General features: G+C 71.5%; 12 protein-coding genes. 7 read left to right on the top strand and 5 right to left on the bottom strand.

Translation table 11 applies throughout. The features are described 5' to 3' along the window. Nucleotides 1–52: 52 nt before the first annotated feature. Complete coding sequence (serB, locus tag KV381_RS06835) at nt 53–1348, bottom strand: phosphoserine phosphatase SerB (RefSeq protein WP_030088571.1); 1296 nt, start codon at nt 1346–1348, stop codon at nt 53–55. 368 nt (nt 1349–1716) lie between these two features. On the opposite strand from serB, the gene KV381_RS06830 reads away from it, so the two are divergent. Beyond that, complete coding sequence (locus tag KV381_RS06830; protein ID WP_030088569.1) at nt 1717–4356, top strand: FHA domain-containing protein; 2640 nt, start codon at nt 1717–1719, stop codon at nt 4354–4356. Nucleotides 4357–4439: 83 nt separating this feature from the next. On the opposite strand, the gene KV381_RS06825 is transcribed toward KV381_RS06830, so the two are convergent. The 3 genes from KV381_RS06825 to KV381_RS06810 all read right to left on the bottom strand — a co-directional run bounded on the left by KV381_RS06825 (nt 4440) and on the right by KV381_RS06810 (nt 7868). After that, on the bottom strand, nt 4440–5216 hold the full coding sequence (locus tag KV381_RS06825) for a transglycosylase SLT domain-containing protein (RefSeq protein ID WP_030088567.1): 777 nt from the start codon (nt 5214–5216) through the stop codon (nt 4440–4442). Nucleotides 5217–5488: 272 nt separating this feature from the next. After that, nucleotides 5489–6907, bottom strand: coding sequence for an S-adenosylmethionine:tRNA ribosyltransferase-isomerase (locus KV381_RS36360; RefSeq protein WP_373461198.1), 1419 nt, complete (start codon nt 6905–6907; stop codon nt 5489–5491). Nucleotides 6908–7142: 235 nt separating this feature from the next. Then, a complete protein-coding gene (locus KV381_RS06810; RefSeq protein WP_218784905.1) occupies nt 7143–7868 on the bottom strand; it encodes an SDR family oxidoreductase in 726 nt (241 codons plus the stop codon). 242 nt (nt 7869–8110) lie between these two features. Between KV381_RS06810 and KV381_RS06805 the strand changes: the two genes are divergently transcribed. From KV381_RS06805 to KV381_RS06795, 3 genes are all read left to right on the top strand, one after another. Then, on the top strand, nt 8111–9256 hold the full coding sequence (locus KV381_RS06805) for a GAF domain-containing sensor histidine kinase (protein ID WP_218784903.1): 1146 nt from the start codon (nt 8111–8113) through the stop codon (nt 9254–9256). Continuing rightward, nucleotides 9249–9893, top strand: a complete 645-nt coding sequence (locus KV381_RS06800; RefSeq protein WP_030088560.1) for a response regulator transcription factor — start codon at nt 9249–9251, stop codon at nt 9891–9893. The genes KV381_RS06805 and KV381_RS06800 overlap by 8 nt, the downstream gene beginning before the upstream one ends. 146 nt (nt 9894–10039) lie before the next feature. After that, nucleotides 10040–10291, top strand: coding sequence for a chaplin family protein (locus KV381_RS06795; protein ID WP_030088558.1), 252 nt, complete (start codon nt 10040–10042; stop codon nt 10289–10291). A 192-nt stretch (nt 10292–10483) separates the two neighbouring features. Here KV381_RS06795 and KV381_RS06790 read toward each other — a convergent pair whose 3' ends face one another. Beyond that, complete coding sequence (locus KV381_RS06790; RefSeq protein WP_218784901.1) at nt 10484–11275, bottom strand: hypothetical protein; 792 nt, start codon at nt 11273–11275, stop codon at nt 10484–10486. Nucleotides 11276–11407: 132 nt separating this feature from the next. Between KV381_RS06790 and KV381_RS06785 the strand changes: the two genes are divergently transcribed. From KV381_RS06785 to KV381_RS06775, 3 genes are all read left to right on the top strand, one after another. Then, complete coding sequence (locus KV381_RS06785; protein ID WP_086779473.1) at nt 11408–12205, top strand: ABC transporter ATP-binding protein; 798 nt, start codon at nt 11408–11410, stop codon at nt 12203–12205. Nucleotides 12206–12324: 119 nt separating this feature from the next. Further along, entirely contained in the window at nt 12325–12753 is a 429-nt protein-coding gene (locus tag KV381_RS06780; protein WP_030088552.1) for an NfeD family protein, read from the top strand. Nucleotides 12754–12918: 165 nt separating this feature from the next. Continuing rightward, complete coding sequence (locus tag KV381_RS06775; protein ID WP_030627312.1) at nt 12919–13917, top strand: SPFH domain-containing protein; 999 nt, start codon at nt 12919–12921, stop codon at nt 13915–13917. The last annotated feature ends 12 nt before the right edge of the window (nt 13918–13929 follow it).

The raw sequence follows: 13929 nt of genomic DNA, 5'->3' as shown, positions 1-13929 counted from the left end.
GCACAGGGCCCCGGCACCGCCGCGGTGCCGGGGCCCTGTCACCTGTCCGGGTTCAGTCGACGAGGCCGTCCGCCGCCTCGACCTCCTCGCGGGTGATGCCCAGCAGATAGAGCACGGTGTCCAGGAACGGCACGTTCACCGCGGTGTGCGCCGCCTCGCGGACCACCGGCTTGGCGTTGAACGCGACGCCGAGCCCGGCGGCGTTCAGCATGTCGAGGTCGTTCGCCCCGTCGCCGATCGCCACCGTCTGGGCCAGCGGCACCCCCGCCTGCTCGGCGAAGCTCCGCAGCAGCCGCGCCTTGCCCGCACGGTCCACCACCTCGCCGACGACCCGGCCGGTGAACTTCCCGTCCACCACCTCCAGGGTGTTGGCCGAGGCGAAGTCGAGGCCGAGCCGCTCCTTCAGGTCGTCCGTGACCTGGGTGAAGCCGCCGGAGACCACGCCGACCTGATAGCCGAGCCGCTTCAGCGTACGGATCAGGGTGCGGGCGCCGGGGGTGAGCCGTACCTCGGCGCGGACCTTGTCCACCACCGAGGCGTCCAGACCGGCCAGCAGTGCGACCCGGGCGTGCAGCGACTGCTCGAAGTCCAGCTCGCCGCGCATCGCCTGCTCGGTCACCTCGGCGACCTTGTCCTCGCAGCCCGCGTGCGCCGCGAAGAGCTCGATCACCTCGTCCTGGATCAGCGTGGAGTCGACGTCCATGACCACCAGCCGCTGGGCCCGCCGGCTCAGCCCCGCCGAGACCACCGCGACGTCCACGCCGATCTCCGCCGCCTCCGTGGCCAGCGCGGTCCGCAGCTCCTCGGTCCCGGTCCCCGACACCGCGAACTCGACGGCGGTCACCGGGTACTTCGCCAGCCGGAAGACCCGGTCGATGTTTCCGCCGGTCGAGGTGATGGTGGCCGCTATGGCGGCGGTCGACTCCGCGGTGAGCGGGTGTCCCAGCACCGTCACATGGGAACGGCCGTCACCGCGGGGGCGGTTGTCGCCGATGCCGGAGATGATCTCGGCCTGCAGCTTCAGGGAGTCGGCCCAGCTGTGCACGGTCGCCCGCAGATCGCCCTCGGTGCTGCCGCCCGCGGTGGGAGCGGTCACCAGGGCGCACAGCACGATGCGGCCCCGCGTGACGACCTGCTCGATGTCCACGACGTCCACCGCGTACGCGGCGAGGGTGTCGAAGAGCCCGGCGGTGATGCCCGGACGGTCCTTGCCGAAGATCTTGACGAGAAGGGTGGGTGCGTCGCCGCCCGGAGGGGTCGCGTCACCGGTCCCGTCGACCCGACGGGGCTCAGGGGGCTCAGAGGGCTCAGGAGACGAGAGGGGCTGAGGTGGCTGAGATGCGCTCATGGTGCTCCCACCGTAGCGGTCCCGCGACCTCGTCCGGTCGCCCGTCCCGACTGCCGGACGGAATCACCCGGGCACCGCTTCCGGCGCTGCGCGGATCTGGCCGGTACGGGTCTTGCGCACCGCCATGTCGGCTGTCCTGTATCACCCGCTATGACGTCACTGAACATTCTCTGGGCGGTAACCGGCTCTTCATCCGGACTTCGCCCGTTCCACTCGTGTTTCGACCCCTGGTTTCGGGGTGTTCGCGCAGGTCTCCGCGCGGTCTTCACCCGCCCGACTTTCCGATCGGGGACTGGTCCTGGAATAGTTCCCCACGATGTTCAGCATCCCTAGACTCCCTGCGACGGGGGTAACACGGGGGACAACTAGTGGGGCGCGGAGTGCCGGAACTCGTACTGGAATTGAATGGCAGCACCTGGACGCTCGATCCGTCCAGGACGTACACCCTGGGACGTGATCCGCAGGGCGACCTGTCGATCGACGACGCCAGGGTCTCGTGGCGGCATGCCACGATCAGCTGGAGCGGACGCAGTTGGTCCATCGAGGACCACGGCAGCACCAACGGCACCTATGTGCAGGGCCGGCGGATCCAGCAGGTGGAGATCGGCCCCGGCTCGGTGCTGCACCTGGGCAACGCCACCGACGGGCCGCGGGTGAGCCTCAGCGCGGGCGCGGGGGTCGCCGGCGGCCAGGCGGCCGGTGCCGCCGCCCAGCAGGCTCCCGTGCAGCAGCCTCACCAGCAGCCCCAGGGCGCTGGCGCGGGCTGGCACGGACAGCAGGCGCCCGCACACCAGGCCCCGGCCCAGCATCAGGCCCCGGCTCCGCACCAGGCTGCTGCCCCGCAGCAGGCCTGGCAGCAGCCGCAGGCGCCCCAGCAGCAGGCCCCGCACCAGCAGCCTCAGCAGCCTCCGCGTCAGCAGGTGCCGCACCAGCAGGGCCCCGGGCAGCCGGGCGGTCCGGGGCAGGGCGGTGCCGCGGGTGCGCCGCCGGTCTACGGCGACCGCAGCCCGACCACGTTCCACCAGCTGGCCCTCGGCCGGGTCATGCGCATCGGTCGTGCGCTGGAGAACGAGCTGGTCGTCTCCGACCTCCAGGTCTCCCGCAACCACGCCGAGTTCCACGCGACGCCCGACGGCCGCTTCGAGATCCGCGACCTCGGCTCGCACAACGGCACGTACGTCAACGGTCTGCCGCTCCACAAGTCCGGCTCGGCCCTCATCGGCCCGAACGACATCGTCGGTGTCGGTCACTCGACGTTCCGGCTGGTCGGCGACCGGCTGGAAGAGTTCGTCGACACCGGTGAGGTCTCCTTCTCCGCCCGCCACCTCACGGTGACGGTCGACGGCGGCAAGCAGATCCTCAAGGACGTCTCCTTCGGCGTCCCCGAGAAGTCGCTGATCGCGGTCATCGGCCCGTCCGGTTCCGGAAAGTCCACCCTGCTCAAGGCGCTCACCGGCTACCGGCCCGCCAACCAGGGTGACGTCCTCTACGACAACCGAAACCTGTACAAGCAGTTCGCCGAGCTGCGCCAGCGCATCGGTCTGGTCCCGCAGGACGACATCCTGCACAAGGAACTGACCGTCACCAAGGCCCTCAAGTACGCGGCCAAGCTCCGCTTCCCCGCGGACACCACCGAGGCCGAGCGCCAGTCCCGGATCACCGAGGTCCTCGCCGAGCTCAAGCTCGACATCCACAAGGACAAGAAGATCACCTCGCTCTCCGGCGGCCAGCGCAAGCGCGTCTCGGTCGCCCTGGAGCTGCTCACCAAGCCCTCGCTGATCTTCCTGGACGAGCCGACCTCCGGCCTCGACCCGGGCATGGACCGCGATGTCATGCAGCTGCTGCGCGGCCTCGCCGACGACGGCCGAACCGTGCTCGTGGTCACGCACTCGGTCGCCGAGCTGGCGATCTGCGACAAGCTCCTCGTGATGGCGCCCGGCGGTTCCGTCGCCTACTTCGGTCCGCCGGAGGAAGCGCTGAACTTCTTCGGGTACACCAGCTGGGCCGACGTCTTCTCCGCCTTCGAGAACTACCGCGACTACGACTGGGCGGGCCGCTGGCGCGGTTCGCAGCACTACCAGATGTACGCCGCCGACATCGACGCGGTCGCGGCCCAGCCGGTCAACATGCCGCCCCCGCAGCAGATGCGCCCGCCGAAGCCGCAGGGCTGGATGGCACAGCTGTGGACGCTGATCCGGAGGTACGCCTCCGTCATCGCGTCCGACAAGGGCTTCATGGGCCTGATGCTGATCCTGCCCGCGGTGCTGGGCGTGGTCAGCGTGGTCATCCCGGCCGAGTTCGGACTCGGCGATCCCACCCCGCCGTCCCGGTTCAACGGCAAGGCCGGGACGATCATGCTGATCCTCGCGGTCGGCATGTGCTTCTCCGGCGCCGCCAACTCCGTACGAGAGCTGATCAAGGAACGGGTCATCTACGAGCGCGAACGGGCCACCGGCCTGTCCCGCTCCGCGTACCTGATGTCCAAGGTGATCGTCCTCGGCGTGATCACCGCCTTCCAGGGCGTGATCATCTGCGGCATCGGCTTCGCCACCCGCCAGCTGCCGGACGAGGGCCTGATCATGCCTCCGGCCGTCGAGGTCTGCCTCTCGATCATCGCGCTGGGCTTCACGTCGATGATGGTGGGTCTGGTCATCTCCTCGCTGGTGAAGACCGCCGAGAAGACCATGCCGCTGCTGGTGATGTTCGCGATCGTCCAGGTCGTCTTCACCGGTGTGCTCTTCCAGGTGTACGGGTCGCCCGGCCTGGAGCAGTTCGCCTGGCTGATGCCGTCCCGCTGGGCGATGGCCGCGGCCGGCGCCACGCTGGACCTGGGGCGTCTGACGCCGCCGTGGGACCCGCAGAAGCCCACCGACCTCGACCCGCTGTGGGAGCACACCGCGGGCCAGTGGGGCATCAACATCACGGTTCTGCTCGCGCTCGGCGTGATCTGCGGCATCGCGGTCGCGCGACTGCTGCGCCGCCACGAGCCCGAGGTCATGCGCAAGTAGGCACCGGACACCGGATACGACGCCGAGGCCGGCACCCCCGCGGGGTGCCGGCCTCCGGCATGTGTACGGCTGGGCGCAGCGGCTCAGTACGCGCTGTTCACGTTGTCCATGGAGCCGTAGCGGTCGGCCGCGTAGTTGCAGGCGGCGACGATGTTGGCGACCGGGTCGTACAGGTCCTTCTTGGTGCCCGCCACGTGGTAGCGGTCGAAGGTGGGCTGGATCACCTGGAGCAGACCCTTGGAGGGGATGCCGTTCCGGGCGTTGATGTCCCAGTTGTTGATGGCCCAGCGGTTACCGCTGGACTCACGGATGATGTTGCGGTGGATCCCCTCGTAGGAACCGGGGATGCCTTCCTTCTTCATGATCGACATGGCCTCGCGGATCCAACCGTCCAGGTTGTTCGCGTAGACGGGCTTGCGCGCGGTGGAGCGGTTGGCCTTCTCGGTCGCGCGCTTCTTCGCGTCCGCCTTGGCCTTGGCGGCCTTCTCGGCCTTGTCCTTGGCGTCGGCGGCGGCCTTGGCCTTCGCCTCGGCCGCGGCCTTCGCCTTGGCGGCCTTGGCCTTGGTCTCGGCGGCGGCCTTCGCCTTGGCGGCGTCGGCGGCCTTCACCAGCTTCTCGGCGGTGGAGTGCTGCTCGATCATGCTGTTCTGCACGGTCTTGGCCTGGGCGGAACCCGCGGCGTTGGTGAAGGCCACGGGAGCGGCGGCCGTCGCGGCCTGCGGGGCTATCTCGGCCTCGGCGTTCGACGGGACGAGAGAGAAGGTCAGGGCGGCGACGCCAAGGGCCGACACACCGGCCACAGTGATCTTCTGGACCTTGTTCAGACGACGGACACGGCTGGGAATGCGAGTCGCAGACATGTAGGGCTACCTCTTCGAATGCTCAGGTGTCCTCACGGAGGACGAGACCGGAGGCGGTGTTGCGTACCTCCGTCGGGGACGAGAGCAATTCTTAGCGGCAGCAAAATCCTGTGGCAAAGGTGTGACGTACGAAGCCGGGTAGTGGAAGAGGGTCCCGTTCGTCCGAAATGACCCCCGCTCAGGCCTGCTCAAATCGCCCTTATGTGTCCACTAGGTGCGTTCGTAAGTGATGTAGGCCCTATGCCTGGGCTCACATCGGCGACGTAACAGTCTCACCACTCGTTGCTGGAGCAATCCGGAGCGTTACGTTCCTCATCCCGCAGGAGGAGGTGGACGTCCCCGAACTCGTGCCAGAGGTACCGCTCCTGGAGCGCCGCCTCGTACCCGAGGCGCAGCGCCTCGCGCCCCGCCACCGCCTCCAGCATCAGCAGGTGCGAGGCCCGGGGTTCGTGCAGCCCGGTCAGCAGCCCGTCCACCACCCGCACGCCCCGGCGCGGCGTCACCACCAGATCCGTCCACCCCGCCACCGGCCGCACCAGCCCGTCCGCCCCCGCCGCCGACTCCAGCGCCCGCACGGCCGTGGTGCCCACCGCGATCACCCGCCCGCCCGTCGTACGGTCGCCGCCGCGCGCCGCCCGTACGGCGTTCACCAGCCACGCCGTCGCCGGCGGCACCGAGAACCGCTCCGGGTACGGCGGCTCGTGCGCCTCCGCCGACGCCACCCCCGTATGCAGGGACAGCGGAGCGAACAGCACCCCCCGGCGCACGAGCTCCGCCACCAGCGCGGCGGTGAAGGGCCGCGCGGCACTCGGCATCTCCGCCGAACCGCTCCCGTCCGGCGAGGGCGCCGCGAACACCGTCTGGTACGCGGACAGCGGCTGATCCCGCTCCGTGTACCCGTACCGGATCGGCCGCCCGTACCGCCGCAGGAACTCCGGCACGGAGTCCGGCACCGGCCCCCGCATCGACCTCGCCGCCTCCTTCTCCGCCTCCGATTCCCGCACCAGTCCTCGCATCGGATCGGCGTCCGGCACCGGCCCCCGCATCGGCCTCGCCGCCTCCTCCGCCGCTTCCGACTCCCGCACCAGCCCCGGCACCAGCCCCTGCGCCGACTCCGCCTCCGACCTCGACTCCGGCATCGGATCCCGCTTTGGGACCGACGTCGGCCTCCACTCCGGCCTCGGCACCGGCCGCGTCCTCTCCGGCCCCGGCATCGATTCCGCCCCCGGCCCCGACTGAGGCTCCGACAAGGACATCGACATCGGCTCCGGCACCCGAGCCCACCACAGCCGCGCCCCCGACGCGGGCCCCAGCGGCTCCTCGACCACCAGGGTCCGCCCGCCCGGCAGCCGCACCACCGCCCCCGCCGGACCGCCGGGCCGCGGCCCGGTGGCCCCCGCCGCGCCGGGCGCCCGCAGCTCCACCGCCCACCGCCCGTCCGCACCCCGCGTCGAGAAGTGCACGACGACCCGCTCCCCGCCGACCCGCCCGTTCACCGCGGCGGGCAGCGTCATGGAGGTGTTCACCACCAGCACGTCCCCGGCCCGCAGCTCCCCGGGCAGCTCCCGGAACGCCCGGTGCGAGACCGCCCGCCCCCGCGACACGAGCAGCCGTACGTCGTCACGCCCCGCACCCCGCTGCTCGGCCGGTACCCGGGCCGACAGGCCGTCCGGCACCCGCAACGCCTCCAGCCCCCCGGCACCGCCACCCCCGCACCCCGGCCCGCGGTCTCACCGGTGGGCCCGTCGCCCGCTCCCGCCGAGCCGGGCCCCGGGGCCGCGACGCCTTCGGCGGCCGCCCGCGCACCGCCGGACCGGGGCGGTCCGGCGGTGCGGAACGAGGCGCCCGGTCCGGCCCTGCCCGGGCCGGGGGCACTCGTGCGGTCCTCGTCCATCCGCACCCCGCCCGGGCGCCGCCCCGGCGCGCTCATCGCCGGCCCCCGCCCGGGGCGCCCGGTTCCGCCAGCAGCGCCGGGGCGGCGAACCGCCCACCGGCCGGCCGCTCCCGCAGCAGCCGCAGGAACGCGGGCGCCACGCTCTCCGGCGACGGCCGCGGCTCGTCCGCCTCCTCCGGGACCGCCGCGGCGAACAGATCCGTCGCCATGTCACCCGGGTCGACGGCCCACACCCGCAGCCCCGGCTCCTCCTCACCCAGCACCGCCGCCAGCTGGTCGAGAGCCGCCTTCGACGCCCCGTAACCGCCCCACGTCGGATACGGCTCCGCCGCCGCGTCCGAGCTGATCACCACCACCGACCCCGCCTCCGAGGCCCGCAGCAGCGGCAACGCCTCCTGTACGAGACCGAGCGCCGCCACCACATTCGTCTCCAGCGCCCGCCGCAGCCCTTCCAACGGCAGCACGTCCAGCCGGACCAGCGGCTCCGCGCCCAGCACGCTCGCGTTGCTCACCAACAGGTCGAGACCGCCCAGCGACCCGGCGGCGGCCACCAGCTCCGCCCGGTGCGCCGCGTCCGTGACATCACCCGGCACGGCCACCACCCGCGTCCCGTACCGGGCGCGCAGCTCCCGCGCCGTGTCCTCCAGCACGTCGGCGGTCCGGGCGTCCACCACCAGGTCCCATCCCTGCCCGGCCAGCGCCGCCGCCAGCGCGCGCCCCAGCCCCTTCGAACCACCCGTGATCATCGCGACCGGCATGACGACCGTCCCCTTCGTACCCTCGGCGTCACCGGGAGACCCCGGCGCTCCCAACGTAGAAAGCCCGGACCGCGCCGCGCCTCGCCCGCGAGCCGCACCCTCTCCCGGCACTTCGACGTAGGACCCGAGCGGTCCTACGACCTCCGACCGAGAGGCGCGCCCGCCCGGACCTAGGCCCCCGCACGCCCGGCACCGCCCCCGGCCCGATACGGCCGCTCGGTCCCCGCCGGTACGGTGATCCCATGAGCCATCGCCCACCGTCGGGCCTCGCCGCGGTGAGTGCCGCACTGCTCGCCATGAGCCGGCACCTGGAAGTGGGCGACGTCCTGAAGACGATCGTCGCCTCCGCCCGCGAGCTGCTCGACGCCCAGTACGCGGCCCTCGGCGTCCCGGACGACCACGGCGGCTTCGCCCAGTTCGTGGTCGACGGCGTCAGCGACGAACAGTGGAAGGCCATCGGCCCGCTGCCCCGCCAGCACGGCATCCTCGCCGCGATGCTGCATCAGGCGAAGCCCGAACGCCTCGCCGACGTCCGCAAGGACCCGCGCTTCGAGGGCTGGCCCGACGCCCACCCCGACATGTCCGACTTCCTCGGCCTGCCCATCATGGACGGCGACGAGATCATCGGAGCGCTGTTCCTCGCCAACAAGATGTGCCCCAAGCCCGACGGCGGCTGCGGCTTCACCGCCGAGGACGAGGAACTGCTCCAGATCCTCGCCCAGCACGCCGCCATCGCTCTCACCAACGCCCGCCTCTACGAGCGCAGCCGCGAGCTGACCATCGCCGAGGAACGCTCCCGGCTCGCCCATGAGCTGCACGACGCGGTCAGCCAGAAGCTGTTCTCGCTCCGCCTCACCGCGCAGGCCGCCACCGCCCTCGTCGACCGCGACCCCGCCCGCGCCAAGGGCGAACTCCAGCAGGTCGCCGTCCTCGCCGCCGAGGCCGTCGACGAACTGCGGGCGGCGGTCGTGGAGCTGCGCCCGGCCGCCCTCGACGAGGACGGTCTGATCGCCACCCTCCGTACCCAGATCCAGGTCCTGGACCGGGCGCACACCGCCGAGGTCGCCTTCGAGAGCTGCGGCGTACGCGCACTGCCCGCCGCCCAGGAGGAAGCGCTGCTCCGCGTCGCCCAGGAGGCCCTGCACAACGCACTGCGCCACTCCCGCGCGGAGCGGGTGAGCGTCACCCTGGCCCGGCGCGGCGCGGCCACCGTCCTGCGCGTCACCGACGACGGCGTCGGGTTCGACCCCACCGCCGTCCGGCGGGCGGGCCGTCACCTCGGCCTCGTCTCGATGCGCCACCGGGCGAGCAGCGTCGGCGGCCGACTCACCGTTGCCTCGGAGCCCGGCAAGGGCGCCACGATCGAGATGGAGGTTCCCGGTGGCTGACAAGATCATCAGGGTGCTGCTGGTCGACGACCATCAGGTGGTCCGCCGAGGACTGCGTACGTTCCTGGAGATCCAGGAGGACATAGAGGTCGTCGGCGAGGCGTCCGACGGCGCGGAGGGCGTGGCCCGGACCGAGGAGCTCCGCCCCGACGTCGTGCTGATGGACATCAAGATGCCCGGCACCGACGGCATCGAGGCGCTGCGCCGCCTGCGCGAGCTCGACAACCCGGCGAAGGTCCTCATCGTCACCAGCTTCACCGAACAGCGCACGGTGGTCCCCGCCCTGCGCGCCGGAGCCTCCGGTTACGTCTACAAGGACGTCGACCCCGACGCCCTGGCCGGCGCCATCCGCTCGGTCCACGCCGGTCATGTCCTGCTCCAGCCGGAGGTCGCCGGCGCACTCCTCGCCCAGGACGACGCGGGCACCGGCACGGGCCGGGGGAGCACGCTCACCGAACGGGAACGCGAAGTCCTCGGCCTCATCGCGGACGGCCGTTCCAACCGCGAGATCGCCCGCGCACTCGTCCTCTCGGAGAAGACGGTCAAGACGCACGTCTCGAACATCCTGATGAAGCTCGACCTGTCCGACCGGACCCAGGCGGCCCTCTGGGCGGTACGCCATGGAGCGGCGGGCTGACGTCGCCGCCGACGCGGGTTCCCGTCCGGACCGAGATTCATACTGTCGGGTGTATGTCACCCGTACGGCGCATCCTTCCGGGGTGCGCGGCGTTCTCCAGGACGTGCTGCGGCGGCTCGTCGCAGCCTCTCTAGGAGGAACCTGAAGTGAAGAACCTGAAGAAGGCCGCCGCCGTCACCATGATCGCGGGCGGGCTCATCGCCGCCGGCGCCGGAGCCGCCTCCGCCACCGGCCACAGCGGTGCCGGCGCCGAGGGCCTGGCCGCCCACTCCCCGGGCGTCGCCAGCGGCAACCTCGTGCAGGTTCCCGTCGCCGTCCCGGTGAACGTGGTCGGCAACACGGTCAACGTGGTGGGCCTGCTCAACCCGGCCTTCGGCAACCTCGGCCTCAACCACTGACCCGAGCCCCACCGCGAAAGCCGGACGGCGCCTCCCATCCCCAAGGCCCCGCCCGGCTTTCGCACACCCCACCCGCTTCCAGCCCGCCCGGCCACTTCCCAGCCCGTCCGGCGCTTGAGGACGGAACCGCCCAGACGGAGCCCCCGCACCATCTCCAGCCCGTCCGGCGCTTGAGGACAAAAGGCCCGCGGCCTACCGCCGAACCTCCCCGCCCTCCACATACGCGTTGTACGCCGCCACCAACGCCCGCCGAGCCACCCGCTCCACCGGCCGCAACGCCTCCCCCCGCGCCGCGATCTCCGACGCGCTCACCGCACCACCGTGCCCGTTCTCGTACGCCACCGAGACCAGCAGCCCCACCCGCTGTGCCATCTCCAGCACCCGCACCGCCCGCGGCGGATACCCGGGCGCCAGCACCTCGCGCCCCCGGCTCCGTTCCGCCCGCGCCCGGTACGCGTCCACCGCCGCCTCGGCCACCGGACCGGACCCGGCCACGTCCAGCCGCGACAGCACCGCCGTCGCATCCCGCAACGCCTCCGCCAGCTCCCGCTCCGCCTCGCCCAGCGACGGCACATCCGCGGGCGGCGCCTCCCGTACCGGCAGTACCCGCCACACCACCTCGACGTGCAGATCCCCCTCCGGCCCCGCCTCGCTCACCTCGGGCACCAGTCCGTACGGCACCCCGTACGCGACCACCGCCTCCTCCGCCTCCAGCGCCCGCGCATTGAAATCGGGCGGACCGCTCAACCCCAGCGGATGCCCCGGCACCGGCAGCGCCACCCGGAACCCGGTCGCCCCGAGCCTCCTCAGCCGGCCGAGCGCCAGCGTGAGCCCGACCGGCTCCGCCTCACCCGGCAGCCCCTCGACGCGGTGCACCGCGTCCTGTCCGACAATCGCGAGGGCCGCCTCGTCCGGCGAGACGAGTCCCGCCAGAAGCGCGTTTCCCCAAGCGGCCAACAACCCTGAACGTGGTTCGACAAGCATGCCGACAGACTAGGCAACGGCCGGGAACGCCCCTCACGCCTGAACCGCTCGCGCGGTGGCGTAGGTTTTCCTTGGGAGCCGTGCCCACCGGCACGCGAAGATCGACGAGACTGCTTGGGGAGACAACGCGCCATGAGCGATGTGTTGGAGCTGGTGGACGTATCCGTGGTCCGCGACGGACGCGCTCTGGTGGACGATGTCTCCTGGTCGGTCAAGGAGGGGGAGCGCTGGGTCATCCTCGGCCCGAACGGCGCCGGCAAGACGACCCTCCTCAACCTCGCCTCCAGCTACCTCTTCCCCAGCAAGGGAACGGCCACGATCCTCGGTGAGCGGCTCGGCGGCGTCGGCACCGACGTCTTCGAGCTCCGCCCCCGCATCGGCATGGCCGGCGTGGCGATGGCCGACAAGCTGCCCAAGCGCCAGACGGTGCTGCAGACGGTCCTCACCGCCGCGTACGGCATGACCGCCACCTGGCACGAGGACTACGAGGCCGTCGACGAGGAGCGCGCCCGCGCCTTCCTCGACCGCCTCGGCATGACCGAGTACCTGGACCGCAAGTTCGGCACCCTCTCCGAAGGCGAGCGCAAGCGCACGCTCATCGCCCGCGCCATGATGACCGACCCCGAACTGCTGCTGCTGGACGAGCCCGCCGCCGGACTCGACCTCGGCGGGCGCGAGGACCTCGTCCGCCGCCTCGGCCGCCTCGCCCGCGACCCGTTCGCCCCCTCCATGATCATGGTGACCCACCACGTCGAGGAGATCGCGCCCGGGTTCACCCACGTCCTCATGATCCGCCAGGGCAAGATCCTCGCGGCCGGTCCCATGGAGACCGAGCTCAGCTCCCGTAACCTCTCCCTCTGCTTCGGCCTGCCGCTCATCGTCGAGCACACCGGCGACCGCTACACCGCCCACGGCCTGCCGCTCTCCTGACCGAGGCCGCCGCACGAGGTCGTCGCACGAGGCCATCGCACCCCGATCGGCAGGCGGTTCACCGCAGTTGACCCCCGTGCGCCCTGTCGGTGACGCACCGACAGTCCTACGATGACCATGTGGACATCGACGCATGGGTGTGGTGGCTGATCGGCGCGGTGGGACTGGGCATCCCTCTCGTCCTGACCGCGATGCCCGAGTTCGGGATGTTCGCCGTCGGGGCGGTGGCCGCATCGGCCGTCGCCGCCCTCGGCGGCGGAATCGTCGCCCAGGTGCTGGTCTTCGTCGTGGTCTCGGTCGCGCTGATCGCCGTCGTGCGCCCGATCGCCGCCAGACACCGGGCCGGACAGACCGGGCAGGCCAGCGGAATCGACGCCCTGAAGGGCCGTCAAGCGGTCGTGCTGGAACGGGTGTCGGCTGACGGCGGCCGTATCAAGCTCGCCGGCGAGGTCTGGTCGGCCCGCTCGCTCGACGCCGACCAGGTCTTCGAACCCGGCAGCCAGGTCGATGTCGTGGACATCGACGGAGCGACGGCCGTGGTCATGTGACCGAAGCGCGCACGAGGCGGGCCACGGTCTGCCAGACTCGAAGTCGATCATGTCGATCATCAGGGAAACCCGGGCCGGCCCACAACGCCACGGCCACCGGCCGCATCTGAGGACCGACCCCGATCACCGCGATCCACCGGCCAACCGAAGGGCACGAGAGACACGATGCAACCGATCATCATCGTTCTGATCATTCTGGTGGTGCTCGTCTTCATCGCCCTGATCAAGACGATTCAGGTCATCCCGCAGGCCAGCGCCGCCATCGTCGAGCGATTCGGCCGCTACACCCGCACCCTGAACGCGGGCCTGAACATCGTCGTCCCGTTCATCGACTCGATCCGCAACCGGATCGACCTCCGTGAACAGGTGGTGCCCTTCCCGCCGCAGCCGGTGATCACCCAGGACAACCTGGTCGTCAACATCGACACCGTCATCTACTACCAGGTGACCGACGCCCGCGCCGCGACCTACGAAGTCGCCAGCTACATCCAGGCGATCGAGCAGCTCACCGTCACCACCCTCCGCAACATCATCGGCGGCATGGACCTGGAGCGGACCCTCACCTCCCGCGAGGAGATCAACGCGGCCCTGCGCGGCGTCCTCGACGAAGCGACCGGCAAGTGGGGCATCCGCGTCAACCGCGTCGAGCTCAAGGCGATCGAGCCGCCGACCTCCATCCAGGACTCGATGGAGAAGCAGATGCGCGCCGACCGCGACAAGCGCGCCGCGATCCTCACCGCCGAGGGCATCCGGCAGTCCCAGATCCTCACCGCCGAAGGTGAGAAGCAGTCCGCGATCCTGCGCGCCGAGGGTGAGGCCAAGGCCGCCGCCCTGCGCGCCGAGGGCGAGGCCCAGGCCGTCCGTACGGTCTTCGAGGCCATCCACGCCGGAGACCCGGACCAGAAGCTCCTCTCGTACCAGTACCTCCAGATGCTCCCGAAGATCGCCGAGGGCGACGCCAACAAGCTCTGGATCGTGCCCAGCGAGATCGGCGACGCCCTCAAGGGCCTCAGCGGAGCCTTCGGCAACCTCGGCGGCGGCATGCCCGGCTTCAACACCGGCGGCGACGGCGGAAACGGGGGCAACGGCGGCAATGGGGGCAACGGCGGCAAGGGCGGCATCCCGGCCCCGGTGGAACGACGCGAGGAACCCCCGGTCTACTGACCCCCGATCCCC

It is taken from the genome of Streptomyces sp. WY228, assembly GCF_019287315.1.
GTDB lineage: Bacteria > Actinomycetota > Actinomycetes > Streptomycetales > Streptomycetaceae > Streptomyces > Streptomyces caviscabies.
The sequence above is the reverse complement of the archived record's forward strand: the minus strand, read 5'-3'. Positions and strand labels throughout refer to the sequence as shown.